Source organism: uncultured Williamsia sp., from assembly GCF_947494875.1.
In the GTDB taxonomy this organism is placed as follows: domain Bacteria; phylum Actinomycetota; class Actinomycetes; order Mycobacteriales; family Mycobacteriaceae; genus Williamsia_A.
Genome location: NZ_CANLWM010000007.1, coordinates 1 through 24672, shown reverse-complemented (window position 1 = coordinate 24672; position 24672 = coordinate 1). Strand labels below are relative to the sequence as shown.

Genomic DNA, 24672 nt, shown 5'->3' with positions numbered 1-24672 from the left:
CGCAGTGGCCTGCTGACCGGCGCGGACGTGTCTCATCGGGGTCGGAAGAAGCCCTCGAAACGCTGCCCGGCGTTGCTGGTGCGGATCGGTGAGATCCCGACCGGGTCGCCCGCCTCGATCATCTGGCCGTTGCCGACGACCATCGCCACGTGTCCCGACCAGACGGCCAGGTCACCCGGGAGAAGCTCGCCCCGGTCGACGCGGTAGCCGGCGGTGTCCTGGTCCTGGGCGAGACGGGGCAACTCCACGCCCGCCTGCCGGTACGCGTACTGGGTGAGCGCGCTGCAGTCGAGCCCGCGACCCGGGGTGGTGCCACCCCAGGCGTACGGCACCCCGCGCTGCGACAGGGCGGCTCGGACGGCGGTCGCCGCCCGTTCGTTCGGGGCGTACGCCACCGACCCGTCGGGCAGTGTGATGGCGACCCTGCCGTTCGCCGACGCCGCCGACGTCGACGCGCCGTGCGCCGTGCCAGCGGTCGGGCTGCCGGCGCTCGCCCCGCGGGTGTCGGCGCCGTGATCACCTGTGACGCGACGGAGCCGGGTGAGGTCTGGCAGGGCCGGTGCCCGGCGTCGACCGATCGCCTCCGCGCGACGCTGCAGGCCGGCCAGCGTGGCCTGCGCACGGCCGACGATCACGAGGGCCCGAGCGAGGTGCGTCGCCGCAAGTCCGACCAGCGCGAGGAGCCCGGGCGGCTGCGAGATGGCCGGGCCGAGTGCGTCGGCGGCAGCGGTGAAGGAGTCCAGCACTCCGCGGAGACCGGTCGCCGCCTCCGCCACCGCGACGCCGGCCTCGTCGCCGATGTCCGCGACGGTCCGTGCGTCGTCGGCGAGGCCCGCGAGATGGGTCCGCTGCGCGTCGGCCGTCTGCCGTGCGCCGTCGGCTCCGGTCGAGGCCCACACGTCTTCTGTCGCCGCGGTGAACCGTCCGACGTCGGCGGCAACGCGGTCGAGCCCGTCGGCGGCGGTCCGCAGACCGGCCAGCGGCCCGTCCCCGGGGAGGCTGCCGGACCCGACGGCGTCGAGAAGAGCGCGGATCGGTGCGGCCAGCGCCGTGACCATCCCGCTCATGCCGCGGACCCGGCGGTGCGGAGCCGCCCGGCGGCGTCGACGTCGGTGGCGCCGTATGCCCGTGCGGACGTCGACGTCGCCTCGGCGATCCGGCTCACCGCCGTCCCGGCGTCGACGGTTGCCCTGTGGTTCTCCACCGCGAGGCGCAGGAGGGTGGCGACGAGGTCGCAGGCGATCAGTCCGAGGGCCAGTGCGGTGGCGTCTGTCGCGCCGAGGCCCGTGACGGCGGGGATCCGGGCGAGGGTCGCGCCGGACTCGTCGAGACCGGCGGAGAGGTCCGCGAGCGGGGTGGTGCGGACCGAGAGCGGGGTGCTGTCCATGCTCGATTGGACGCGCATCGTCGTCGGCTGGTTCCACTCCGTGCCGACCCGCCCGTCCGCCGCGTGGGTTCGGTTCGCGGCGTGGACACGCCTACGATGCAGCGATGGACGCAGACGCGACCCCGCCGAACGCCGACCCATCCGGGTCGGACGCGGTGATCGTCGTCGACCATCCTCTTGCGCACGCGCGCCTGACCACCCTGCGTGATCGCCGCACCGACAACGCCGCGTTCCGCGGCGCATTGGCCGATCTCACCCAGATGCTGATCTACGAGGCGCTGCGGGGTGCGGCCGAGGATCCCGTCGAGATCGAGACGCCGCTCGTGGCGACCACGGGGTCGCGGCTGGCGAGCCCGCCGCTGCTGGTGCCCGTCCTGCGGGCCGGCCTCGGGATGGTCGAGCAGGCGCACGCGATGATCCCGGAATCCAACGTGGGTTTCGTCGGGATCGCGCGTGACGAGGACACCCACGAGCCTGTTCCGTATCTGGAGTCGCTGCCCGCCGACCTGTCGCGGACACCGGTCTTCGTCCTCGACCCCATGCTCGCCACCGGCGGGTCGATGGTGCACACCATCGGTCTGCTCGCCGGCCGAGGGGCCCGCGACGTGACGGCGGTGTGCGTGGTGGCCGCGCCCGAGGGGATCGCGGAGTTGGCGAGCTGCACACCCGCGGTGCGGCTGGTGACCGCGGCCGTCGACGACAGGCTGAACGAGAACGCCTACATCCTCCCGGGTCTCGGCGACGCCGGCGACCGCCAGTTCGGTCCGCGATGACCGGGGGTGCGGATCCCGTCGCCGACGGGCCGCCGACCGTCATCGGGGACGGGGTGTTCCGCGTGCGGTCCGCCGCGGTGGTCCGCTCCGGCGACGCGGTGCTCACCTGCGCGCACGGCTCCCGTCTCTCGGAGTTCCTGCCGGGTGGGCGTGTCCGGCGGACGGAGAGCGCCTATCACGCCTGTGAACGCGAGCTCATGGAGGAGATCGGCGTACCGCTGCCGATCGGTCGGCTGCACCTCATGGTGGAGAACTTCGTGTCGACGCCGGGGGACGACGTGCACGAGATCGTGTTCTGCTTCGACGTGGACGGCGCCGACCTCGACCTCGACGACGCGCGGGGATGGGGTGTCGATCACACGTTCCGCTGGCGGACGCGAGACGCGCTGACGCACAGCGCGTTCGAGCCGATGCGGTTGGCGCCGCTGCTGTTCGACGCCGGATCCGCCGTCCGGTCGGTCGTGTTCCGCGACGGTGAACTGGTCAGTTCCTGACGTCCACCTGACGGGTGGTCGCCGACCATCGCCCGCGGACACGTCCGAGCTCGACGGGATGGTCGAAGCAGGCGCTCACGGTCGACGAGGTCAGTGCCTCGTCGACGGGACCCTGTGCGACGCTGCGGCCGTCGCGGAGCAGCAGCGCATGAGACGTGCTGGTGGGCAGGTCCTCGAGATGGTGGGTGACCATGATGCTCGCCAGATCCGGTACCTGCGAGCGCAGTTCGTCGATCCCGATCAGCAGCTGTTCACGTGCCGCGAGGTCGAGTCCGGTGGCGGGTTCGTCGAGCAGGACCAGAGACGGCGATCCGATCAGTGCGCGGGCGACGAGGGTGCGGCCACGTTCGCCCTGGCTCATCGTCGTCCACGGCAGATGGCGCCGCGACGCCATGCCGAGGATGTCGAGGAGCTCGTCGGCGCGGAGGTGCTCGGCGTCGGTGTAGGTGCGACGTCGGTCGAGTTCGGGGGTGTTGGTCAGTCCGGTCAGGACGACGTCGTGGGCACTCGACGGGAGATCGAGGCGGTGGCGTGGGTCGACGTGGCCGATGTGCGTACGCAGTTCGCGCATGTCGACGCGACCGAGCCGCGCACCCAACACGTCGACCGTGCCGTGGGTCGGGTGTCCGAAGGCGCCGAGGATGTTCAGCAGCGTCGACTTCCCCGCGCCGTTCGGGCCCAGTAAAGCCCAGTGCTCACCCGGGTGCACGCGGACGGTGATGTCGGACAGCAGATGGCGGCCGCCACGGACCACGTCGACCCGGTCGGTCGCGACGACGGGGGTGCGGTCGACCGAGGCTGTCATCCGTCGCCGCCGACCAGGTCGGCGGCGACACCACGCAATTCGTCGAGCAGTCGGCGCGCGCGGTCGCGTGCCGCACGTCGGTCGGCGTCGGGGCGGAGGGCGACCTCGAGGTAGGCCTTCACCTTCGGTTCGGTGCCGGACGGTCGCACGATGACCCGCAGCCGGAGCTCGTCGTCGCGCGCGGTGACAGCCACGGCGTCGGTGCGGAGTGCGTCCGCGCGGGTCGCGTGGTCGTCGACGGTCGCCGGGACACCGAGGAGTGTCGTCGGGGGAGCGGTGCGCAGCCGGTCCATCGCGGCGGTGATCGACGCGAGGTCGTCGGTGCGGTGGGAGACCTGGGCGGTCAGGTGGACGCCGTGGCGGTCGGAGAGATCGTCCAGCGCGGTCGCGATCGCCGCGCTCGCGGGGGTTCCCGACGCCGCGCGGGATGCGACGAGATCGACCACCGCGACGGCGGCGCCGATACCGTCCTTGTCGCGGACCGAATCCGGGTCGACGCAGTGGCCGATGGCCTCCTCGTAGGCGTACAGAAGGCCGTCACCCGCACGGACCAGCCACTTGAAGCCGGTGAGCGTGCGGGCGAACCGGGCGCCGTGGTGTTCGCACACCCTCTCGACCAACGAGCCGGACACGATCGTGGTGGCGACCAACGGGACCGTGTCACCGCGAGTCGGGGTGTGCGACAGCAGATTGTCTGCCAGCAGGGCGCCGGTCTCGTCACCGGTGAGCATGCGCCAGGTGCCGTCGATCTCGGCACCGACGGCACAGCGATCGGCGTCGGGGTCGAGGGCGATCGCGACGTCGGCGCCGGCGGTGCGGGCGAGGTCGAGCAGCATGTCCGCGGCCCCGGGCTCCTCGGGGTTGGGGAACGCGACGGTGGGGAAGTCGGGGTCGGGTGCGAACTGCTCGTCGACGACGGCGATGTCGGTGACGCCGGCGGACCGCAGCGCCGCGAGTGCGGCCTCCCCGCCGACGCCGTGCATCGCGGTCAACGCGACGCGGACCGGGCGGGGACCGGGGCCGAAACGATCGGCGATGGAGGCGAGATGGCGGGCCACGGCCTCGTCGGCGCGGGAATCGGTGGTGCGCGCGGTCGGAGCGGGATCGTCGGAGGACGCCTCGCCGCCGACGACGTCCATGAGTGCTTCGATCTCGGCGTCGGCGGGCGGGACGAGCTGTGCGCCGCGGACCAGGTCGTCGCCGCCGAGGTAGACCTTGTACCCGTTGTCGGCCGGCGGGTTGTGCGAGGCGGTGATCATGATCCCGGCCACGGCGTACAGAGCGCGCGTGGCGTGCGCGACGACGGGAGTGGGAACCGGCTCGGGGATCTCGACGACGTCGAAGCCCCGCTGTCGCATCACGGTCGCGGCCTCGGAGGCGAACGCCTGCGACCCGTGTCGGGCGTCGCGCCCGATCACCACGGTCTCGGTCGCACCGGGGTGCCGTCGCAGGAAGGTCGCGAGGGCGTCGGTGGCTCGGTGCACCACCAGGCGGTTCATGCCCGACGGACCTGCCCGGACCGGTCCGCGCAGGCCGGCGGTGCCGAATCGCAGTGGGGCGGTGAAGCGCTCGGCCAGAGCGTCGTCGTCGAGCGCGACGAGCTCCGCCCGCGTGGTCGGGTCGGGGTCGGCGGCGATCCAGGCGTGGACCGCCTCGACGAGGGATTCGCCTGTGGGCGGGCGTGTCCCGTCGGTCACAGGGCGCCGATCACGCGACCCAGCAGGCCGCCGAGCGCGGGCGCGGAGGCCTGCCCGGCCTCCAGGACCTCGGTGTGGTCGAGCGGGGCGCCGGTGATCCCGGCGGCCAGGTTGGTCACCAGGGAGATGCCGAGGACGTCGAGACCGGCGGAGCGCGCCGCGATCGTCTCGTGCACGGTCGACATGCCGACCAGGTCGGCACCCATCCCGGCGAGCATGCGGATCTCGGCGGGCGTCTCGTAGTGCGGTCCCGGCAGCCCGGCGTACACGCCCTCGGCCAGGTCCGGGTCGACGCGGCGGGCGACGTCACGGAGGCGGGGCGAGTACGCGTCGACCATGTCGACGAACTGTGCCCCGCGCAGTGGTGAGCGGGCGGTCAGGTTCAGGTGGTCGGAGATGAGGACGGGCTGGCCGACGGTCATGTCGCCGCGGATGCCGCCGGCGGCGTTGGTCAGCACGACGGTGTGTACGCCGGCCGCGGCGGCCGTGCGGACGCCGTGCACGACCCGCTCGAGGGGGTGGCCCTCGTAGGCGTGCGTGCGGCCCAGGAGCACCAGCACGCGTCGTCCCGACACGTCGACGGACTGCACGGTGCCCGCGTGTCCGGCCGCGCGCGGTGGCGTGAAGCCCGGGACGTCGGCCATCGACACGGTCGCCCGTGTCTCGCCGATGTTGTCCGCTGCGGGCGACCACCCCGATCCGAGGACCACCGCGACATCGTGTGCGGGCGAACCGAGACGCTCGGCGAGGACCGCGGCGGCCTCCGCCGCTGCTCCGTCGGGATCGTCGGCGGGATCGACCGCGGGCGCAGGGGTGCTCATGCGTCGAGCCTAGAACCGGTGCCGACGACGAGCCGGGTGGGATCGACGGCGTGGTCGGGGTCCGCGGCCCCCGCGATATGGTCATGCGATGCCGTATCTGACCCGCTCCGGAGACGTCTGGGAGCTGTATCTCGGGACCGAGGGACACGAACTCGACCCCGACAACCCGGAGAATCGTTTCTCGTCGGCGTGGATCACCGGTCTCGAGACCGCCCTCGAACAGATCGAGAGCGCGGCGACCGGTGCGCTCGTCATCACCGCCACGGGCAAGTTCTTCAGCAACGGGCTCGAGCTCGCCGAGTTGTCCGATCCGTCGGGCCTCGACGCCTACATCGATCGGGTGCACGGTCTCTACGCGCGGATGCTGACGCTGCCGGTGGCGACGGTCGCCGCGATCAACGGGCACGCGTTCGGGGCGGGCGCGATGCTCGCCCTCTGCGCCGACCACCGCGTGATGCGCACCGAGCGCGGCTTCTGGTCGCTCCCCGAGGTGGCGCTGGGCATGCCTTTCCCCGACGGGATGGCGTCGTTGCTGGCCGAGCGGCTCCCGGAGAGCACGCGGACCGAGGCGATGACGACGAGCCGCCGCTACGGATCCGACGACGCCGTCGCGGCCGGCGTCGTCGAGGAGGCCGTGGCCGTCGACGACCTCCTGACCCACGCCCGCGAGGTGGCGCAGGCGCGTGCCGGTCACGCGGGGGCGAACCTCGCCGCGGTGAAGCGCTCGATGCGCCGTGCCGTGCTCGCCGACCTGGCACCGACCGCGACTCGATGACGGTCCCCGCACCCGGGTCGGATCCCCGGGCGGGCGCCGCCGCCCGGTGGCTCGACACCCACCGGGCCACGATGATCGGGTGGCGACGCGACCTGCACGCCCACCCCGAGCTGTCCCGCCAGGAGCACCGGACGACCGACGTGGTGCTGAGTCACCTGCGCTCCCTCGGCCTCGACCCGCAACGACTGCCTCTCGGCACGGGCGTGGTCTGCGACCTCGGGCCGTCCGAGCCGCGGATCGCGCTGCGCGCCGACATGGACGCCCTGCCGGTCGCCGAACGCACCGGACTGCCGTTCTCCTCGACGGTCGACGGCGTCTCCCACTCCTGTGGACACGACGCACACACCGCCGTGCTCATGGCGGTCGCGTCGGTCCTGGTGGAGGTGGGCGAGCTGCCAGTCGGGGTGCGACTGCTGTTCCAGGCGGCCGAGGAGGTGATGCCGGGTGGCGCCCTCGACGCGGTCGACGCCGGTGTCACACAGAACATCTCGCGCATCTTCGCGCTGCACTGCGACCCGAAGCTCGTCGTCGGGCGGGTCGGACTGCGCGAGGGTGCGATCACGTCGGCGGCCGATCACATCGAGGTCGTCCTGCACTCGCCGGGCGGTCACACCTCACGGCCCCATCTCACCGGTGACCTCGTGCACGCGATGGGCACCGTGATCACCGGCCTGCCCGCGGTGCTCTCCCGGCGCGTGGACCCGCGAACCGGGACGGTCATGGTGTGGGGTGCGGCACATGCGGGCAACGCGCCCAACGCGATCCCGCAGGAGGGCCGCATCCGCGGGACCGTCCGCACCGGCGACCACGCGACGTGGGCCCTGCTCGAGCCGCTCGTCTCCGACGCCGTCGAGGGACTCCTCCGTCCGCTCGGCGTGGCGCACGAACTGCACTATCGCCGCGGTGTGCCGCCGGTCGTGAACGATCCGGTCGCCACCGACATGATCCGCCGCAGCGCCGAGGCGTTCGCCCCCGGCACGGTCACCGACACCCCGCAATCCGGTGGCGGCGAGGACTTCTCGTGGTATCTCGAGCACGTGCCGGGCGCGATGGCCCGTCTCGGCGTGTGGAACGGCGAGGGCGATCCCGTCGATCTCCACCAGCCCAACTTCGACCTCGACGAACGCGCCCTGGACGTCGGTGTCAGCACGTTGGCCGGGATCGTGCTCGGCGCCTGAGCGCCGTCACCGCAGTGATCGGCCACCCGGCGCGATGGTCTCCCCGGTGATCCACGACGCGTCGTCCGACGTGAGGAAGTCGATGAGGGCCGCGATCTCGTCCGGGTCCCCGATGCGCCCGACGGGATGCGCGTCGGCGAGCGACCGGAGCACTGCATCGCCGAGTCGGTCGATCCGCGGCGTCCGGACGGTCCCCGGTGCGACAACGTTCACGCGCAGGCCCTGCGGTGCGGCGCGGGCCGCGAGGTGTCGACCGAGCGCGGCCACCGCGGCCTTCGCGGTGGCGTAGGGGAGCGAGGCGTCGACGCCGGTGTGCCCGGCGTCGGAGCCGACGAGCACGATCGTGCCGCGACCGCGGGCCAGCATCCCGGGCAGCAGGGCGGCGAGTGCGGTGGTCGTCGTGGTGAGGTTCCCGGCGAGCGCATCCGACCAGTCCGAGGCGGTGAGATCGGCGACGGGGAGCGGACGACCGCCGCCACCGGCGGCGCACACCAGCGCGTCGACGTCGTCCTCTGCGACCGCGTGCCGGACCGCCTCGGCCGATGACAGATCGCTGAGGTCCGCGACGACCGCGGACGCGTTCCCGCCGGCGTCGACCGTCGTCGCGACGGCCTCGTCGAGACGGTCGCCGTCTCGCCCGACGAGGACGAGCCGTCGCCCCCGACCAGCCCACCGCCGGACCAGCGCCCCGCCGATCGTCCCGGATGCCCCCGTGATCACTGCGCACGTCGTCATCAAACCATTCTTGCACAGAATAGTTCTGCATAAGAACGATTGCGTCGCGGTACGGTGCGGCCATGGCGTCCCACCCCACCGGCCTCGCGCTCCTGCTGTCCCAGCTGGGGTCGGTGGCGACCGAGGAGTTCGCGACTGCGATCGCGCCGTTGGGGCTCACACCGCCACTCGCGGGTGTCCTCCGGCTGATCGCCACGACACCCGGGGTCAGCCAGCGCGAGCTGGCACTGACGATGGGGGCCGCCCCGAGCCGGATCGTGGTGCACCTCGACGAGTTGGAGGCACTGGACGTCATCGTCCGCGAGAAGAGCGACGACAGGCGGGTCAACCGGGTCCGACTGACCGAGCAGGGCACCGCCCTCATGGCGCGGTTGCGGGGCGCGGTCGCCCGCGCCGATGCGACGCTCGCCGACGGGCTCGACGCCGACACTCGCGACGCGCTGATCGCGGCCCTGCGCACGGTGGCCGACCGCCGAGGCGTCGCCCCGGAGGTGCACCCGGGGATGCGGGTCGTGCGGGGTCGGCGCTCCTAGAGGTCCGGGTCGGCGCCCGGGCCGGGCCCGACGTTGCGGGCGTCCCTCACGCGGAGCGCGTGCACGTATTCGGCGGGCGCGCCGGCGATCTCGGCCGCCTCGGCCATCACGCCGAGGTAGCGCGCCGACGGGAGCCCGCCCTCGAAGGCGTCGAGCACGTACAGCCACGCGAGAACCGGGCCGTCGTCGGTGTCGACGCGGGCGCGGATCTTGCGGTGGATGCCGAGCTCGGAACCCTCCCACGAGTCCAGCGACGACTCGTCCTCCTCGGTCACGTCGTAGAGGACGACGAAGACCTTCGCGTCGGGATCCGACTTGTCCTCGGTGACGGTCGCGAGAGCGCCCTCCCAGCCGATGTCACCGCCGCCGAAGGTGAGCCGCCACCCGGAGAGCCAACCGGTGCCCGCCATCGGGGAGTGCGGCGCCCGTTCCGACATCTGGTCCGGGTGCATGTTCGACCCGTAGGCGGCGTAGATCGGCACGGGAGGAGCCTAGATGGTCGGGCCGGGCGCGGGAACTCCGCCTGTCGGCAGTGGGAGTCCGGATCGACTAGTTTCGATCACGACGGGGTGCCGGGGGCGGTGAACGACGGGAGTGAGACGACAGGTGACGGTGAGGTACGCGTGACGAGGATCGTGATCATCGGAGGCGGCCCCGCCGGCTACGAGGCAGCACTCGCCGGAGCCGCCTACGGCGCGGACGTGACCGTCGTCGACGCCGACGGCGTGGGCGGTGCCTGTGTGCTGTGGGACTGCGTGCCGTCGAAGACCTTCATCGCCTCCACCGGCATCCGCACCGAGGTCCGTCGCGCGGTCGACCTCGGCATCAACCTGTCGCACGACGACGCGCTCGTGTCGCTCCCGCAGATCCACCAGCGGGTCCGCGACCTGGCGTACGCGCAGTCCGCTGACATCCGCTCGCGCCTGATGAGCGAGGGCGTCACCATCGTGGCCGGGCGGGGACGTCTGGCCGACGCGGAGACAGGCCTGTCGACCCACAGCGTCGTCGTCACCCCGACCGACGCGAACGGTCAGCCCATCCCGGACGCGCCCGAGGAGACCTTGACCGCCGACGTGGTGCTCATCGCCACCGGCGCCTCCCCGCGCGTACTTCCGTCGGCGCAGCCCGACGGCGAACGCATCCTCACCTGGCGACAGCTCTACGATCTCGAGGAGCTGCCCCAGCATCTCGTCGTCGTGGGGTCCGGCGTCACCGGTGCGGAGTTCGTCCACGCCTACACCGAGCTCGGCGTGAAGGTGACCCTGGTCTCCAGCCGCGACCGCGTGTTGCCCGGCGAGGACGAGGACGCCGCCCTGGTGCTGGAGGAGGTCCTCGCCGAGCGCGGTGTCGAGCTCGTCAAGCACGCCCGGGCCGACGAGGTGAAGCGGGTCGGCGACGGCATCGAGGTGCACCTGTCCGACGGTCGCGTCGTGGTCGGGACGCACGCGCTCATGACGGTCGGGTCGGTCCCGAACACCGGGAACCTCGGGCTCGACAAGGTCGGCATCGAACTCTCGCCGGGCGGCTACATCTCTGTCGACCGGGTGTCGCGGACGTCGGCGCCCGGCGTCTACGCCGCGGGTGACTGCACCGGTCTGCTGCCGCTCGCCTCGGTGGCGGCCATGCAGGGCCGCATCGCGATGTACCACTCGCTGGGCGAGGGCGTCGCGCCGATCAAGCTCAAGACGGTCGCGTCGGCCATCTTCACCCGCCCGGAGATCGCGACGGTCGGCGTGAGTCAGCAGGCCATCGACGACGGTGAGTACCCGGCGCGCACGGTGATGTTGCCGCTGGCCACCAACCCCCGCGCCAAGATGAGCGGCCTGCGTCGCGGGTTCGTGAAGATCTTCTGCCGCCCCGCGACGGGCGTGGTGATCGGCGGTGTCGTCGTGGCGCCGAACGCGTCCGAGCTGATCCTCCCGATCGCGCTCGCCGTGCAGAACAAGCTGCCGGTCAACGACCTCGCGCAGACGTTCTCGGTCTACCCGTCGTTGACCGGATCGGTCACCGAGGCCGCGCGGCAGCTGATCCGGCACGACGACCTCGACTGACCGCGACCGCCCGCCCGAGCCGTGCCGCCGCGATCCGCAGCGTGTCCGGGTCGAGCGTCGCGTAGCTGACGCGGAGGCAGTCCGACAGGTCGCGCTCGACCGCGAACGCCGGGCCGGGCACGAACGCGACCCCCTGCTCGGCGGCGGTCGCGAGGCAGGCCGTCGCGTCGAGTCCGGGGATGCGGAGCCAGCAGAACATCCCGCCGTCGGGGTCGGAGATCTCGGTGTCGTGCGGGAGTTCGGCGCGCAGTGCGTCGACCAGTGCCGTGGCACGGTCGCGGTAGGCCATGCGCAGGTCTGTCAGGTGGCCCGCGAGCCACTCGCGGTCGTCGAGGAGTGCGGCGGTGACCGACTGGGTGAGCGTCGAGCCGCACAGGTCTGCCGACTGACGCAGCCGCTCGACCGTCGCGACCACCGGTGGCGGTGCGAGCAGCCACCCGACGCGTAGCGCCGGCGCCAGGATCTTCGACGCGGACCCGAGTGAGATGACCCGCTCGCCGTGGCGGCGGATCGGGCCGGAGTCCTCGCCGCGGAATCGCAGCCGTCCGTAGGGGTCGTCGTCGACGACCCAGAACCCGTAGGCGTCGGCCAGTTCCGCGAGGTGGCGGCGTCGGGCGGCGTCGGCGCTGACGCCGCCGGGGTTGTGGAACGTGGCGACGCTGTGGACCACACGCGGTCGCAGTCCTGCCCGACACCAGCGCTCGAGGAGTTCGGTGTCGATGCCGGTCGGCGTCAACGGGAGACCGCGGATGTCGGCGCGGACCGCCTCGAACGCCTGGCGGGCCCCGACGTAGACAGGGTCGTCGACGACGACGACGTCACCGGGGTCGACGAGCGCGGTGGCCAGCAGCGACAGCGCCTGTTGGGAACCGTGGGTCACCAGGACGTGGTCCGCCGGGACGTCCTCGTGGCGCCCGATCGCGGCGCGGGCGACGCCGGTACCCGCGCTGACCGTGTACTGCAGCGACGACGGATCGTTGAGGGCTGCGGTGGTCGCGGCCGCGATGCGGTCGACGGGGATGAGCTCGGTCGCGGGCAGCCCGCCGGCCAGACCGAGGATGTCGGGGCGTTCGGTGACGGCGAGCAGGTCGCGGATGGCCGAGCTGCGGACGGACCGGGCTGCGGCGGACGGGCGGGGCTCGAGAGCGGTGTGGGACATGACGACTCCGGGAGGACTCGGTGGGGTGATGCTGGTGGTCACCGTGGACTCGGGGGTCGCCCGTCCTGCACACGGTACCGTTCACATCCCAGTGAGCGATATCCAATTCCCACCATGAGAGACATTCGGAGACGCCGAACGCCGCACCGACGCTCCCGAGACGCACCCGGTGGGTGCTACCCGCGGGTAACATCGGGCCTGGGACATCCCCGGTCCCGCTGTCTCGTGTGAGGATCCCCGCGCCCATGACCGACCTCCCGTCCATCGCGTCCGACCTCGGCGATCGCCCGGCCGATCTCAGCCCGGCCCGGCGCCAGGACACGTGGCGGCGCCTCACGGACGAGAAGTTCGACGTCGTCGTCATCGGCGCGGGCGTCGTCGGTGCCGGCGCCGCGCTCGACGCCGCCACGCGCGGGTTGCGTGTCGCGCTCGTCGAGGCCCGCGACATCGCGTCGGGGACGTCGAGCCGGTCGTCGAAGATGTTCCACGGCGGGCTGCGCTACCTCGAGCAACTCGAGTTCGGGCTGGTCCGGGAGGCGTTGCACGAGCGCGAGCTGTCGCTTCGGACCCTCGCGCCGCACCTGGTGAAGCCTTTGCCGTTCCTCTACCCGCTGACCCACCGCGTCTGGGAGCGGCCGTATGTCGCCGCCGGGCTGTTCCTCTACGACACCCTCGGCGGGTCGCGCAGCCTGCCGGGTCAGCGTCACGTCACCCGGTCGGGAGCGCTGCGGGCCGCTCCGGCTCTCAAGCGCTCGGCGCTGACCGGCGGCATCCGCTATCACGACACCGTCGTCGACGACGCCCGGCACAGTCTCACGGTGGCCCGCACCGCCGCGAACTACGGTGCGGTGGTGCGTCTCTCGACGCAGGTCGTCTCGTTTCTCAAGGAGGCCGACCGGGTGAGCGGTGTCCGCGTGCGGGACACCGAGACCGGTGAGGAGACCTCCATCCGGTCGCACTGCGTCATCAACGCCGCCGGGGTGTGGACCGACGAGGTGCAGGCGCTGTCGAAGGAGCGCGGCCGTTTCCGGGTGCGTGCGTCGAAGGGCGTGCACGTCGTGGTCCCGCGTGATCGCATCGTCAGCGAGACCGCGATCATCCTGCGGACACCGTCGTCGGTGCTGTTCGTGATCCCGTGGGAGACCCACTGGATCATCGGTACCACCGACACCGACTGGAACCTCGACCTCGCCCACCCCGCGGCCACGCGCGCCGACATCGACTACATCCTGGAGCGGGTGAACGAGGTGCTGGTCACCCCACTCACCCACGGTGACATCGAAGGTGTCTACGCAGGACTGCGTCCCCTGCTGGCCGGCGAGAGCGACGAGACCTCGAAGTTGTCACGCGAGCACGCCGTCGCCTCGCCATCACCGGGTCTCGTGTCCATCGCCGGAGGGAAGTACACGACGTACCGCGTGATGGCGGCCGACGCGGTCGACGCCTGCGCCGACTTCATCCCGACGCGCGTCGCGGACTCCATCACCGAGCGCGTCCCGCTGATCGGGGCAGACGGGTACTACGCGCTGGTCAACCAGTGCGACCACCTCGGGGAGCGCTACGGCCTGCACCCGTACCGGATCCGACGTCTTCTGAACCGCTACGGCTCGCTGATCGACGAGGTACTCGCCCCCGCTGCCACGGACCCGACCCTGCTGGACCCGCTCGTCGCGGCTCCGCAGTACCTCCGCGTCGAGATCGACTACGCGGCGCGGTGCGAGGGCGCCCTGCACCTGGAAGACCTGCTCGCGCGGCGCACCCGGATCTCGATCGAGTACGCACACCGCGGCGTCGACTGCGCACGCGAGGTCGCCGAGATCGTCGCCCCGCTGCTGGGCTGGTCGGCGACCGACATCGCGACCGAGGTCGAGACCTACCGCAGCCGCGTCGAGGCGGAGATCGAGTCGCAGCGTCAACCCGACGACGCCTCGGCCGACGCGCTGCGCGCCGCGGCCCCGGAATCGCGCGGTGAGATACTCGAGCCGGTCCCCGTCCCCGACTGAGGCGCGTCCTACAGCGGCCAGTGGGTGCTGGTGCGTCGTTCGGCGATGTCCCAGAGTGCCGCGGCGAGTTCGTGGTTCGACGCCTCGGCGGTCCGCCCCGCCAACGCCGGTGCGCCCTTCAGGCCGAGACGACCCTCGACGCCGACGAAACTCCCCGACGGCAGCGGTTCGGTGAGCGCGTAGAGGGTGGGAGCGGCACCGGCGTCGATGTCGTTGGCGAACACCCGTCCGACCGTCGACACCACGGTGTGACCGACCTTCGCGAGCAAGCCGTCGCCGACGGACGACAGGTTCGACCGCACCCACCCGGGATGGGTCAGGGTCACCGACACCGACGACCCGGCCTCGCGGTACCGGCGGTCGAGTTCGAGGCCCCACAGCATGTCGGCCAGCTTCGACTGCGCGTAGGCGCGCTGGGCGTTCCAGCCCGACCGCAGGTCGAGGTCGTCGAGTCGCAGCGACGTCATCCGGTGGGCGTCGGAGCCGACGATCACGACGGCGTCGGTGACGCGGTCGGCGATGAGGTTGGTCAGCGCGAACGGGCCGAGGAAGTTCGTCCCGATGGTCGCCTCGAACCCGTCGACGGTGTCGCGGCGGGAGACCAGGACGACGCCGGCGTTGTTCACCAGGATGTCGACGGGCTCGGTGAGGCGATCGGCGAAGGCTCGGACGGTGGACAGGTCGGCGAGGTCGAGATGCGACACCTCGGTCGACCCGCCGATCTCCCGCGCGCGCTGTTCGCCGCGCGTCGTGTCCCGGACGGCGAGGATGACGTGCGCCCCGGCACGGGCGAGCGCGCGGGCGGTGGCGAACCCGACGCCGTTGGTGGCGCCGGTGACGATCACCCGTTGACCGGACCGGTCACCGAGACGGTCGGGGCTCCACGGACGGCTGGGCGACGGCGCTGTCATGGCCTCGAGCGTAGCGACGACTGCGACGGGGCGGGCTGACAGTGCGGGCAGTGGTAGAGCACCCGCTCCTCCGTGGTGTCGGCCGTGCCCAGGAAGCTGCGTTCCACCGGTGTGCCGCACCGCATGCAGGGGCGTCCGCCGCGTCCGTAGACCCAGTACCGCCGGGCGCGCGCATGTCCGGTGGTCGTCCGCACGCGCGCTCTGTTCGCCACGAGCAGGCGGTGACACAGGTCGACGATGGCGGGCAGGTCCACCTCGCCCGCCGGGGTGTGCGGGTGCACGCCGCGCAGGAAGCAGACCTCGCAGCGGTAGACGTTGCCGACACCGGCCATCAGTCGCTGGTCGAGCAGGGCCAGCCCGATCGGTCGGGCGGGATCGCGTGCGAGGTTCGCGACCGCGAGCTCGGGGTCCCACCCGGGTCCGAGCAGGTCCGGTCCGAGATGGGACAGGGCCTCGTCGGGGTGGCGCAGCATCTCGCAGACGCCGAGGTCGAACCCGACCGCCTCGTGGGTGTCGGTGCGCAGCACCAGCCGGGCGGTGTAGGCGGGTTTCGTCCACCGGGTGCCGACCGGGTGGACCCGCCACACCCCCTCCATCTTCATGTGGGTGTGGATCGCCCAGTCGTCCCCGACGTCGACGACGACATGTTTGCCGATCGACCGCGCGGCCAGCACGGTCCGGCCCGACAGGTCGACCGTGGCGTACCGAGGGACGCGGAACTGGCTGTAGGTCAACGGTTTCCCGGCGAACGCGGCCGCGATGGACGCGGCGGCCTGGTACGCGGTGTCACCTTCGGGCACGTCAGCGGGCCATGTGGCGCAGCCGGATCCCGCGCGGCGTCGCGGTGAAACCCGCCTCGGTGAACACGGCGGCGACCGCGGTGCCGAGGACGTTCTCGCCGTCGACCCGCTCGATCTGCACCCGGTCGACGCGCCCGGCCCGGACGGTCTCGGCCAGCGCCGCCGCCGCCGCGGACAGGTCGTCCTCGGAGAAGGTGAGGACCGTCTTGCCGCCGCGTTCGACGAACAGGGTCAGACGCCCGTCCACGAGCACGACGAGCGCCCCGGGCTTGCGGCCCGGTCGGTGACCCTCGGTCTCCGGCCAGGGGAGTGTCGCGCCGTAGGGGTTGGCGGGATCGCACGACGCGACGACGACGCCCCTGCGGTCTCCGCCGTCGTCCGACGGGCGATCGCGGTCGTCGGTGATGTCGCCGGCGTGTTCTCTCAGCGCGTCGACGGTCGAGACGGCGGCGAACTGGGCCCCGCCGAGGCCGTCGACGAAGTAGCCGCGACGGACCTTCCCGGTGTCCTCGAATCCGGAGAGACCGCGATAGATCCGCGCGAAGCCGCCGAGGATCTCCTCGGTCATCACCGCGCCCTTGGTCACCACGCCGTAGCGCTCGAGCAGCTGCTCGCACAGGCCGTGCGTCTCGACGGTCGGATCGGTGACCCGGGCGTCGAACGCGAACCAGCGCCCGGTGACCGTGGGAGAGGCGGCGCGGGCGACAGCGGGGTCGGACACCAGCGACCGCGTGGTGAGCCGGTGGGCGCGCAGACGGGGCGGTCGGGCCCGCTGACGATGTGCGGGCGTGCCGCGCGGACCGGACGACCTCCGGCCGAGCAGAGCCCGGACCGGCGCGAACGAGTCGTTTCCGACACGACCCGTCCACACCAGGTCCCACAGTGCGCGTTCGAGGTCCTCGTCGGTGGGTGTGGGCGCGGCGCTCTCGTCGGTGCGCGGCACGTACAGCTGCCGGAACTGGTACGCACCGCCCGCGGCGAGGCGGTCGAGGATCTCCTCGTGCACGGCGGTGGTGTCCAGGGCGCCGGGTTCGCCGACGGTCAGCGGCGCGAGATCGGCGGGGTGCAGCGCGATCCACCCGTCCGACGACCCGAGCGCACCGTGGCCGGACCACACCATCTCGCCGGAGGCGACGAGCTCGTCGAGCATCGCGGGGCGGTAGTCGACCACACGGGACGGCAGTACCAGCGTCTCCCACGCCGACGCGGGCAGCGGCACACCGGCGAGTTGGTCGATCACGGTGGCGACGCCGTCGACACCGCGGAGCCTGGAGCGGTCGGACCCGGTGACGTGCTGCCAGTCGAGGAGGAATCTGGTGAACGCGTCGGTCGGCACGGGCGCGATCTCGGCCCGGCTCGCGGCCAGCGATGCCCGCCGGATCTGCGAGAGCACCTCCGTGTTGCACCACTGGCGGGTGTCGCCGGCGGACCCTCCGGGCAGGTCGGCGCGGAAGTCCCCCTCCACCACCCGCCGCTGCGCGGCCAGACGCGCGAGGGTGTCGCGGACGACGGCCGGCGCCATCCCGAGCGACTCGGTCACCTGGGTGGCGGTGAACGGTCCGTGGGTGCGGGCGAACCGACCGACGAGATCGCCGACCGGGTCCTCGACGGGCTCGGTGAACGCCGCCGGGACCCCCTGCGGCGCGGGGATTCCCAGCGCATCGCGGAGGCGTGAGGTGTCCTCGACACTCGCCCACAGGACGCGGCCCCCGTGGTTGACCGTGATGATGCGGCCCGTGACGTGCAGGTTCTCCAGCAACGGGCGGATCGCGTCGGCGGCGTCGACGTCGTCGTCGCGCGTGTCGTACCGCTGGGCGATCTCGGCGTCGGTGAGGGGGCCGAGCCAGCGGAGAAGGTCGGTGATCCCCTCGGCGTCGTGCGCGCGGCGGTCGGGGTGGGTCCGCTGCAGACGCGCCTCGACGTCGGCGATGACGGCCGGGTCGAGCAGCTCCCGCAGGTCGATGCGACCCAGCAACTGGGCGAGCAGAGCGGTGTCCAGCGACAGTGCGGCGGCGCGACGTTCCGCGAGGGGCGCGTCGTCCTCGTACATGAACGCGCCGACGTAACCGAACAGGAGCGACGCCGCGAAGGGTGACGGTGTCTCGGTGGCGACCTCGACGATGCGGACCCGGCGCCCGCTGATCGACCGCAGGAGGTCGACGAGAGCGGGCAGGTCGTAGACGTCCTGCAGGCACTCGCGCAGGGTCTCCAGGATGATCGGGAACTGCGGGTAGCGCGACGCCACCTGGAGCAGTTGCGCGCTGCGCTGCCGTTGCTGCCACAGGGGCGCGCGTCGGCCGGGGTTGCGGCGGGGGAGCAGCAGTGCCCGCGCGGCGCACTCGCGGAAACGGCTGGCGAACAACGCTGATCCGCCCAGCTCGTCGGTGACCAGGTCCTCGATCTCGTCGGGGTCGAGGGCGACGACGGACGCGCCCGGTGGCTCGTCGTCGGTGTCGGGCAGGCGGATGATGATGCCGTCGTCGGAGGCGGTGACCGCCCCGTCCACGCCGACGCGATCCCGCAGACGCGCGCCGATCGCCGACGCCCACGGTGCATGAACCCGTAATCCGTAGGGGGAGTGCAGGACCAGGCGCCAGTCGCCGAGTTCGTCCCGGAACCGTTCGAGCACCAGCGTGCGGTCGGTGGGGAGGTGACCGGTCGCCTCGCGCTGCTCGGAGATCAGCGTCACGAGGTTGTCGCGGGCGAACGCGGTGAGACCGAGCTGCTCGGTGGAGGCGGCGAGGGTGCCGGTGTCGCCGCGGGTGATGGCGTCGCCGACCTCGCCGATGAACGCGCCGATCGCCTGGCCGAGCTCGCTGGGCCGTCCGACCGCGTCGCCAATCCAGAACGGCAACCGACCGGGGACGCCGGGGGCGGGGGAGACCAGGACGCGGTCATGGGTGATGTCCTCGATACGCCAGCTGGACGCCCCCAGCGCGAACACGTCACCGACGCGCGACTCGTAGACCATCTCCTCGTCGAGTTCGCCGACGCGCGTGGCCTTCTCGCCGACCATGAAGACACCGAACATCCCGCGGTCGGGGATGGAACCACCGGAGGTGACGGCGAGCCGCTGGGCGCCCGGCCTGCCCGTGATGGTGTTCGCGTCGCGGTCCCACACGACGCGCGGGCGCAGTTCGGCGAACTCGTCGGACGGGTACCGGCCCGAGAGGAGATCGAGTGTGGCCTCGTAGACCGACCACGACAGCGTCGAGTACGGCGCGGCGCGGCGGACGGTCTCGTACCAGTCCTGCACGTCGAGGACGTCCACAGCACTCGCCGCGACGGTGTGCTGCGCGAGGATGTCGAGCGGGTTCGTGGGGACCGCGACCTCCTCGATGAGACCGTCGCGCATCCGTCGTACGGCGACGGTGGCGTGGACCAGATCGGCGCGGTGCTTGGGGAACACGACTCCGCGGCTGATCTCACCGACCTGGTGCCCGGCGCGTCCGATGCGCTGCAGGCCGCCGGCGACCGAGGGCGGTGTCTCCACCTGGACGACGAGATCGACGGCGCCCATGTCGATCCCGAGCTCGAGCGAGCTGGTCGCGACGACGCACCGTAGCCGACCCGCCTTGAGGTCGTCCTCGATGAGCGCGCGTTGTTCCTTCGACACCGATCCGTGGTGGGCGCGGGCGAGGACGGGCGGGGCGCCTTGGCTGGCGCCGCTGCCCATGACGTACGCGGGCGCACCACCGGGCACGGCATCGTTCCCGCCGTCCTCGAGGTCGATCCCCAGGCGTTCGGCGTGGATCTCGTTGAGCCGGGCCGTGAGTCGCTCGGCGAGGCGGCGTGAGTTCGAGAACACGATGGTCGAACGGTTCTTCTCGACGAGGTCGACGATGCCGTTCTCGACGTAGGGCCACAACGAGCCGGCGGTCGGGGTCATCTCGTCGTCGAGATCGTTCACACCGGGCGGCGGCGGGATGTTCGCCATGTCCGGCACGGGTACGTCCACGGTGAGGTCGAAGGTCTTCTCCGCCGGTGGCGCCACCACCGTGCAGGGCGCGGACCCGGCGAGGAACTGCGCGACCCGCTCCGGCGGTCGGACCGTCGCCGACAGACCGATCCGCTGCGCCGGCTGGTCGAGCAGTGCGTCGAGGCGTTCCAGCGACAGCGCGAGGTGGGTACCGCGCTTCGTCGCCGCCACGGCGTGGACCTCGTCGACGATGACCGTGTGCACCTGCCGCAGGGTGTCGCGCGCCGACGAGGTCAACATGAGGAACAGGGACTCGGGCGTGGTGATGAGGATGTCCGGGGGAGTGCGGAGCAACTGACGGCGCTGCGTCGCAGGGGTGTCACCCGACCGCACGCCGACGGTGATGTCCGGGGCGGGCAGGCCGAGCGCGGCGGCCGACCTCTGCAGTCCGGCGAGGGGGGCCCGCAGGTTGCGCTCGACGTCGACCGCCAGCGCCTTGAGCGGTGAGATGTAGAGGACCGAGGTCGTGTGGCCCTCGCCGGGATCGCGGGCGAGCCGGTCGAGTGCCCACAGGAACGCCGACAGCGTCTTGCCCGAGCCCGTCGGCGCGACGACGAGGGTGTTGTCGCCGTCGGCGATGGACGACCACGCGCCGAGCTGCGCGGCGGTCGGGGCGGTGAAGGCGCCGGTGAACCAGTCGCGGGTCGGCGCGCTGAACCGTTCCAGCACCTCGGCGGTGGCCGTGCTCATCGGTCCATCATCCCCCTGCGGTCCGACACGCCGTCGGCACCGGCGGGGTCCGTCGCCCCCTCGCCGGAGGCGGGTCTGTCGCCGTCAGACGGGGGCGGGTCTGTTGCCACCCGGGAATCGGACACATAAGGTCAGCGCAGCCGAGCGGGCGGGGAATCCGGTGGGAATCCGGGACGGTCGCGCCACTGTGAGGGGTGCGGGTAACCGCACGTCGAGTCAGATCGCCGCCGCACGGTCATCTCATCGACCACAACGTGGGACGCGTCATCCCACGAGAGGAGTTCCACACATGTCCCAGATGTCCTCGCTGTCCGCGCCCCGCGGAACGGCCCGGGTGCTGCAGCTCGACACCGCAGACGTCTCTGCGATGGAGACCGCGTTGTGGCTGACCGCGACCACCGCGCTCGCGGCGCTCGCCTACTACTTCCTCGGGTACGACCAGGGCGCGGTGTCGGTGTTCGGTGCCGACACCCACGTCCACGAGTTCGTGCACGACGCACGGCACTTCCTCGGCTTCCCCTGCCACTGAGCGGGGCACACAGCAGATGGAGAAGAAATTCATCGGCGCCGGACTGATCGCGGGTCTGGTCGCCGGCATCGTCGCGTACGTGTTCGCCCGCGTGTTCATCGAACCGCAGGTCGCCAAGGCCATCGACTACGAGAGCGGCCGCAGCCACGCCGAGGAGATGCTCGCCGGGGAGCACGGCGCCCACGAGCACGGGGAGCTCTTCACCCGGTCGGTGCAGGAGAACATCGGGGCGGGCGTCGGGTCGGTGGTGTTCGGGCTCGCGATGGGCGCGTTGTTCGCCGTCGTGTTCACGGTCCTGTGGGCGTACGTGGGTCGCCGCCACCCGCTGGTCGACCCCCGCTGGGTCGCGGCGGCGCTGGCCTTCGGCGGCTTCGTCGCCGTGTACCTGGTGCCGTTCGCGAAGTACCCGGCCAACCCGCCCGCCGTCGGGAACGACGACACGATCGGTGCGCGCAGCGGCTCGTACCTCACGATGACGCTGGCGTCGGTGATCCTGGCGATCGCCGCCGTGGTCCTCGCGTTCTGGTTGCTGCCCCGCATCGGTGGCCTGTGGGCACTGGTGTGCGGTGCAGCCGCCTACGTCGTCGGGACCGGTGTGGCGATGGCCCTGCTGCCGTCGTTCGACGAGGTGCCGACGGCGCTGCGGTCGGGCGAGACCATCGTCTACCCGGGGTTCCCCGGCGACGTCGTCGGCGACTTCCGGTTCCTGTCGTTGGCGAACCAGATGATCCTGTGGACGGTGCTCGGACTGGTGTTCGCGATCGTCCTCACCCGCATCGCCCGCCGCGCCGGCGCGGACCGGACCTCCGCGGCCGCCGAGGCCGGGGCGCTGCGCTGACCCTCACCCTCGTCGCCGCGGGACGCACCGGCCCCAACCGGGCCCTGTCCTTCGGCGGCGAGGGCGCGTCTCTCGACGAGCGTGGTCGACGGGACGTCGCCGCGCTCGGTGTGCGGTCACCCGTCGTCCGCAGCGGTCCGGAGGCCTCGGTCGTCGAGAGCGGCGCGCTGATCGCCGACGAGGTCGTCGTCGACGATGAACTCCGCAGCATCGATCTCGGTTCCTGGGTCGGCCGACGTCCCGAGGAGGTCGCGCCGGTCGAGCTCGGCGCCTGGTTCGCCGACCCCGACGCCATCCCGCACGGGGGTGAGTCGGTCACCGCGTTCGTCGATCGCATCCATCGGCGCCTCGTCGCGCTGGTGCCCGGGACCGTGGTCGTGGCCGCCATGCCGGTGGTCCAGGCGGCGGTCGCGCTGCACGGTGGTGTCGGTGCCGCCGGATTCTTCGGCCTCGACATCGCGCCCGCGACGACGTGGACGGTGGACATTTCCATCGGCGGATGACATCGTGGCGGGTAGAAACTGAAACATCATTCAGTTCACGGGCAGACACGACGAGGAGTGGCATGTACGAGTGGTCCGACGAGGATCTGATGATCCGCGATGCCCTGCGGGGTTTCATCGACAAAGAGGTGCGGCCGCACCTCGACGAGCTCGAGACCGGCGTGCTCCCGCCCTACGACATCGCGCGGAAGCTGTACACCACCTTCGGCGTCGACCAGATGGCCCGCGAGGGCCTGGAGAAGGAACTGGAGTCCGAGGCGACCGGCGAGGCCAAGCCCGGTGCGGTCAGCGGCGGGATGGGTGACAGCACCTTCATGCTGCTCAACACCGAGCTCGCGGGCGTCAGCCTCGGCATCATCGCGTCGCTGGGTGTCTGCCAGCTGACCGTCGGGACCATCCGGTCCAAGGGCACGCTTGCGCAGAAGAAGCGCTGGTTGCCCGAGCTGGTGACCCTGGAGAAGATCGGCGCGTGGGCGATCACCGAACCCGACTCCGGCTCGGATGCTCTCGGCGGCATGAAGACCACCGTCAAGCGCGACGGTGACGACTACATCCTCAAGGGCCAGAAGACCTTCATCACGAACGGTCCCTACGCCGACACCATCGTCGTGTTCGCCAAGCTCGACGAGGGCGACGGCACCCCGATCCGCGACCGCAAGGTCCTGTCCTTCGTGCTCGACAAGGGCATGGAGGGTCTCACCCAGGGCAAGCCGTTCAAGAAGATGGGCATGATGAGCTCACCCACCGGTGAGTTGTTCTTCGACAACGTGCGCGTGTCGCCGGACCGCCTCCTCGGCGAGACCGAGGACACCGGGGCCGACACCCGCGGCGGCGAGGGCGCGAAGGCCGGCTTCACGATGGAGCGCGTCGGTATCGCCGCGCTGTCACTGGGCATCATCAACGAGTGCCTGCGGCTCTCGGTCGACTACGCCCGCAACCGCACGCTGTGGGGCAAGAACATCGGGCAGTTCCAGCTCATCCAGCTCAAGCTCGCCGAGATGGAGATCGCGCGGATCAACGTGCAGAACATGATCTTCAGCGCCCTTGAGCGCGGCAAGGACCGCAAGTCGATCAGCCTCGCCGAGGCGTCGGCGATGAAGCTGTACTCCTCGAAGGCCGCCACCGACGTCGCCATGGAGGCCGTGCAGCTCTTCGGTGGCAACGGCTACATGGCGGAGTACCGCGTCGAGCAGCTCGCCCGGGATGCGAAGTCGCTGATGATCTACGCCGGCAGCAACGAGATCCAGGTGACCCACGTGGCGAAGGGACTCCTCGCGGGCTGATCCACCCGATCACGACGACGGCGCCCGGCCCCCGAGAGAGGGGACCGGGCGCCGCTCCGTCATGTCCGCCGAGCGTGCAGCAGATGCCATCGACCGTGCGGTAGATGCTGCCGACCGTGCAGATGATGCACGCAGCTCGTGCAGAACGTGCGATGGGGCCGCATCCAGAGCACGGTCGGCGAGATCTGGTGCACGCTCGGCGGGGCGGTTTCCATCGGTCATCGCAACACCGTGGTCAGTGGGGTGACGCTAGCAGTTCGGTGAATGCCTCGGTGGGGGTGCGGAAACCCAGGACGGCGCGGGGTCGGTTGTTGAATGCCGCGGCGACCTGGTCGAGATCGTCGCGAGTGTGGACTGACAGGTCGGTGCCCTTCGGGAAGTATTGGCGCAGCAACCCATTGGTGTTCTCGTTCGTGCCCCGCTGCCACGGCGAGTGCGGGTCGCAGAACCAGACTTGTAGATCATGGTCCAGAGCGATGTCGGGGTACGCGCCCCGCATCTCGGTGCCCTGATCCCAGGTGATCGACCGTTTCAGATGCGCCGGCAACAGCCCGATCGCCTCGCTGATCGCCGCCCGCAGATCCTCACCGGTGCGGGTGGTCGGCAGGTGCAGCAGGATCGTGAACCGGGTCGTGCGTTCGACGAGGGTTCTGAATCGCCCCGGGTTTTGTGGAGGGCGGGTTATCCCAGCGCGGGTTCGCGGTGGGAGGTGTTCTCACGGTAGTACT

22 protein-coding genes, 1 pseudogene and 1 riboswitch are annotated in these 24672 nt (G+C 71.6%); of the genes and pseudogenes, 11 read left to right on the top strand and 12 right to left on the bottom strand.

From position 1 onward, the window contains the following. Window positions 1–32 precede the first annotated feature (32 nt). Entirely contained in the window at window positions 33–1067 is a 1035-nt protein-coding gene (locus tag Q1A98_RS16240) for a C40 family peptidase (protein WP_366943471.1), read from the bottom strand. Further along, the gene (locus tag Q1A98_RS16235) at window positions 1064–1387 is read right to left on the bottom strand and encodes a type VII secretion target (RefSeq protein ID WP_299575424.1); all 324 of its coding nucleotides are present in this window, start codon (window positions 1385–1387) and stop codon (window positions 1064–1066) included. Before Q1A98_RS16235 ends, Q1A98_RS16240 begins: the two co-directional genes overlap by 4 nt. A 104-nt stretch (window positions 1388–1491) precedes the next feature. On the opposite strand from Q1A98_RS16235, the gene upp reads away from it, so the two are divergent. Both upp and Q1A98_RS16225 read left to right on the top strand, forming a co-directional pair. Continuing rightward, window positions 1492–2160: a uracil phosphoribosyltransferase gene (gene upp / locus Q1A98_RS16230; protein WP_299575422.1), complete on the top strand. Its 669-nt coding sequence runs from the start codon at window positions 1492–1494 to the stop codon at window positions 2158–2160. Beyond that, on the top strand, window positions 2157–2654 hold the full coding sequence (locus Q1A98_RS16225; RefSeq protein WP_299575420.1) for an NUDIX domain-containing protein: 498 nt from the start codon (window positions 2157–2159) through the stop codon (window positions 2652–2654). Before upp ends, Q1A98_RS16225 begins: the two co-directional genes overlap by 4 nt. Here the strand turns inward: Q1A98_RS16225 and Q1A98_RS16220 are convergent. Genes Q1A98_RS16220 through Q1A98_RS16210 form a run of 3 tightly spaced genes read right to left on the bottom strand, consistent with a single transcriptional unit; the run spans window position 2644 to window position 5977 of the window. Beyond that, window positions 2644–3459, bottom strand: a complete 816-nt coding sequence (locus tag Q1A98_RS16220) for an ATP-binding cassette domain-containing protein (protein WP_299575418.1) — start codon at window positions 3457–3459, stop codon at window positions 2644–2646. The genes Q1A98_RS16225 and Q1A98_RS16220 overlap by 11 nt on opposite strands. Beyond that, entirely contained in the window at window positions 3456–5156 is a 1701-nt protein-coding gene (locus Q1A98_RS16215; protein ID WP_299575416.1) for a phospho-sugar mutase, read from the bottom strand. The genes Q1A98_RS16220 and Q1A98_RS16215 overlap by 4 nt, the downstream gene beginning before the upstream one ends. Beyond that, a complete protein-coding gene (locus Q1A98_RS16210; RefSeq protein WP_299575414.1) occupies window positions 5153–5977 on the bottom strand; it encodes a purine-nucleoside phosphorylase in 825 nt (274 codons plus the stop codon). Before Q1A98_RS16210 ends, Q1A98_RS16215 begins: the two co-directional genes overlap by 4 nt. An 88-nt stretch (window positions 5978–6065) precedes the next feature. Here Q1A98_RS16210 and Q1A98_RS16205 point away from each other — a divergent pair, with 88 nt between their 5' ends. Beyond that, window positions 6066–6752, top strand: coding sequence for an enoyl-CoA hydratase/isomerase family protein (locus Q1A98_RS16205; protein ID WP_299575413.1), 687 nt, complete (start codon window positions 6066–6068; stop codon window positions 6750–6752). Window positions 6753–6823: 71 nt separating this feature from the next. Beyond that, complete coding sequence (locus tag Q1A98_RS16200; RefSeq protein ID WP_299575965.1) at window positions 6824–7930, top strand: amidohydrolase; 1107 nt, start codon at window positions 6824–6826, stop codon at window positions 7928–7930. A gap of 6 nt (window positions 7931–7936) precedes the next feature. Here Q1A98_RS16200 and Q1A98_RS16195 read toward each other — a convergent pair whose 3' ends face one another. Next, window positions 7937–8665: an SDR family oxidoreductase gene (locus Q1A98_RS16195; protein ID WP_299575411.1), complete on the bottom strand. Its 729-nt coding sequence runs from the start codon at window positions 8663–8665 to the stop codon at window positions 7937–7939. A 62-nt stretch (window positions 8666–8727) separates the two neighbouring features. Here Q1A98_RS16195 and Q1A98_RS16190 point away from each other — a divergent pair, with 62 nt between their 5' ends. Then, a complete protein-coding gene (locus tag Q1A98_RS16190; RefSeq protein ID WP_299575409.1) occupies window positions 8728–9198 on the top strand; it encodes a MarR family transcriptional regulator in 471 nt (156 codons plus the stop codon). On the opposite strand, the gene Q1A98_RS16185 is transcribed toward Q1A98_RS16190, so the two are convergent. Further along, window positions 9195–9680 carry a gamma-glutamylcyclotransferase gene (locus Q1A98_RS16185; RefSeq protein ID WP_299575407.1) on the bottom strand — a complete coding sequence of 162 codons (486 nt, stop codon included), beginning with the start codon at window positions 9678–9680 and terminating at the stop codon, window positions 9195–9197. The two genes, Q1A98_RS16190 and Q1A98_RS16185, sit on opposite strands and share 4 nt — an antisense overlap. Before the next feature lie 141 nt (window positions 9681–9821). On the opposite strand from Q1A98_RS16185, the gene Q1A98_RS16180 reads away from it, so the two are divergent. After that, window positions 9822–11249, top strand: coding sequence for an NAD(P)H-quinone dehydrogenase (locus Q1A98_RS16180; protein WP_299575406.1), 1428 nt, complete (start codon window positions 9822–9824; stop codon window positions 11247–11249). Here the strand turns inward: Q1A98_RS16180 and Q1A98_RS16175 are convergent. Next, window positions 11203–12408 carry a PLP-dependent aminotransferase family protein gene (locus tag Q1A98_RS16175; RefSeq protein WP_299575405.1) on the bottom strand — a complete coding sequence of 402 codons (1206 nt, stop codon included), beginning with the start codon at window positions 12406–12408 and terminating at the stop codon, window positions 11203–11205. The genes Q1A98_RS16180 and Q1A98_RS16175 overlap by 47 nt on opposite strands. 245 nt (window positions 12409–12653) lie before the next feature. Here Q1A98_RS16175 and Q1A98_RS16170 point away from each other — a divergent pair, with 245 nt between their 5' ends. Further along, on the top strand, window positions 12654–14411 hold the full coding sequence (locus Q1A98_RS16170) for a glycerol-3-phosphate dehydrogenase/oxidase (RefSeq protein ID WP_299575403.1): 1758 nt from the start codon (window positions 12654–12656) through the stop codon (window positions 14409–14411). Between the two features lie 8 nt (window positions 14412–14419). Here the strand turns inward: Q1A98_RS16170 and Q1A98_RS16165 are convergent, their stop codons facing one another. From Q1A98_RS16165 to Q1A98_RS16155, 3 genes are read right to left on the bottom strand one after another with little or no spacing between them, the layout of a single operon-like run. Continuing rightward, window positions 14420–15322 carry an SDR family NAD(P)-dependent oxidoreductase gene (locus tag Q1A98_RS16165; protein ID WP_299575401.1) on the bottom strand — a complete coding sequence of 301 codons (903 nt, stop codon included), beginning with the start codon at window positions 15320–15322 and terminating at the stop codon, window positions 14420–14422. Next, the gene (locus Q1A98_RS16160) at window positions 15319–16122 is read right to left on the bottom strand and encodes a DNA-formamidopyrimidine glycosylase family protein (RefSeq protein ID WP_299575399.1); all 804 of its coding nucleotides are present in this window, start codon (window positions 16120–16122) and stop codon (window positions 15319–15321) included. The genes Q1A98_RS16165 and Q1A98_RS16160 overlap by 4 nt, the downstream gene beginning before the upstream one ends. Before the next feature lies 1 nt (window position 16123). Next, window positions 16124–20791: an ATP-dependent helicase gene (locus Q1A98_RS16155; RefSeq protein WP_299575398.1), complete on the bottom strand. Its 4668-nt coding sequence runs from the start codon at window positions 20789–20791 to the stop codon at window positions 16124–16126. Between the two features lie 111 nt (window positions 20792–20902). Next, window positions 20903–21038: riboswitch (cobalamin riboswitch) on the top strand. Between the two features lie 120 nt (window positions 21039–21158). Here Q1A98_RS16155 and Q1A98_RS16150 point away from each other — a divergent pair. The 4 genes from Q1A98_RS16150 to Q1A98_RS16135 all read left to right on the top strand — a co-directional run bounded on the left by Q1A98_RS16150 (window position 21159) and on the right by Q1A98_RS16135 (window position 23944). Continuing rightward, on the top strand, window positions 21159–21320 hold the full coding sequence (locus tag Q1A98_RS16150; protein ID WP_299575964.1) for a CbtB-domain containing protein: 162 nt from the start codon (window positions 21159–21161) through the stop codon (window positions 21318–21320). 16 nt (window positions 21321–21336) lie between these two features. Next, the gene (locus tag Q1A98_RS16145; protein ID WP_299575396.1) at window positions 21337–22158 is read left to right on the top strand and encodes a CbtA family protein; all 822 of its coding nucleotides are present in this window, start codon (window positions 21337–21339) and stop codon (window positions 22156–22158) included. Then, window positions 22053–22661: a histidine phosphatase family protein gene (locus tag Q1A98_RS16140; protein ID WP_299575394.1), complete on the top strand. Its 609-nt coding sequence runs from the start codon at window positions 22053–22055 to the stop codon at window positions 22659–22661. The genes Q1A98_RS16145 and Q1A98_RS16140 overlap by 106 nt, the downstream gene beginning before the upstream one ends. 62 nt (window positions 22662–22723) lie before the next feature. Then, window positions 22724–23944, top strand: a complete 1221-nt coding sequence (locus Q1A98_RS16135; RefSeq protein ID WP_253649090.1) for an acyl-CoA dehydrogenase family protein — start codon at window positions 22724–22726, stop codon at window positions 23942–23944. Between the two features lie 235 nt (window positions 23945–24179). Here the strand turns inward: Q1A98_RS16135 and Q1A98_RS16130 are convergent. Further along, window positions 24180–24593 (bottom strand): annotated as a pseudogene (locus Q1A98_RS16130) (IS30 family transposase); the annotation flags it as partial. Window positions 24594–24672: the final 79 nt, after the last annotated feature.

Bases quoted from the DNA above. Each gene is read 5' to 3' on its own strand.
- Q1A98_RS16240 (WP_366943471.1), bottom strand. From the start codon at position 1,067: ATGAGCGGGATGGTCACGGCGCTGGCCGCACCGATCCGCGCTCTTCTC.
- Q1A98_RS16235 (WP_299575424.1), bottom strand. From the start codon at position 1,387: ATGGACAGCACCCCGCTCTCGGTCCGCACCACCCCGCTCGCGGACCTC.
- upp (WP_299575422.1), top strand. From the start codon at position 1,492: ATGGACGCAGACGCGACCCCGCCGAACGCCGACCCATCCGGGTCGGAC.
- Q1A98_RS16225 (WP_299575420.1), top strand. From the start codon at position 2,157: ATGACCGGGGGTGCGGATCCCGTCGCCGACGGGCCGCCGACCGTCATC.
- Q1A98_RS16220 (WP_299575418.1), bottom strand. From the start codon at position 3,459: ATGACAGCCTCGGTCGACCGCACCCCCGTCGTCGCGACCGACCGGGTC.
- Q1A98_RS16210 (WP_299575414.1), bottom strand. From the start codon at position 5,977: ATGAGCACCCCTGCGCCCGCGGTCGATCCCGCCGACGATCCCGACGGA.
- Q1A98_RS16205 (WP_299575413.1), top strand. From the start codon at position 6,066: ATGCCGTATCTGACCCGCTCCGGAGACGTCTGGGAGCTGTATCTCGGG.
- Q1A98_RS16200 (WP_299575965.1), top strand. From the start codon at position 6,824: ATGATCGGGTGGCGACGCGACCTGCACGCCCACCCCGAGCTGTCCCGC.
- Q1A98_RS16195 (WP_299575411.1), bottom strand. From the start codon at position 8,665: ATGACGACGTGCGCAGTGATCACGGGGGCATCCGGGACGATCGGCGGG.
- Q1A98_RS16190 (WP_299575409.1), top strand. From the start codon at position 8,728: ATGGCGTCCCACCCCACCGGCCTCGCGCTCCTGCTGTCCCAGCTGGGG.
- Q1A98_RS16175 (WP_299575405.1), bottom strand. From the start codon at position 12,408: ATGTCCCACACCGCTCTCGAGCCCCGCCCGTCCGCCGCAGCCCGGTCC.
- Q1A98_RS16170 (WP_299575403.1), top strand. From the start codon at position 12,654: ATGACCGACCTCCCGTCCATCGCGTCCGACCTCGGCGATCGCCCGGCC.
- Q1A98_RS16165 (WP_299575401.1), bottom strand. From the start codon at position 15,322: ATGACAGCGCCGTCGCCCAGCCGTCCGTGGAGCCCCGACCGTCTCGGT.
- Q1A98_RS16155 (WP_299575398.1), bottom strand. From the start codon at position 20,791: ATGAGCACGGCCACCGCCGAGGTGCTGGAACGGTTCAGCGCGCCGACC.
- Q1A98_RS16150 (WP_299575964.1), top strand. From the start codon at position 21,159: ATGGAGACCGCGTTGTGGCTGACCGCGACCACCGCGCTCGCGGCGCTC.
- Q1A98_RS16145 (WP_299575396.1), top strand. From the start codon at position 21,337: ATGGAGAAGAAATTCATCGGCGCCGGACTGATCGCGGGTCTGGTCGCC.
- Q1A98_RS16135 (WP_253649090.1), top strand. From the start codon at position 22,724: ATGTACGAGTGGTCCGACGAGGATCTGATGATCCGCGATGCCCTGCGG.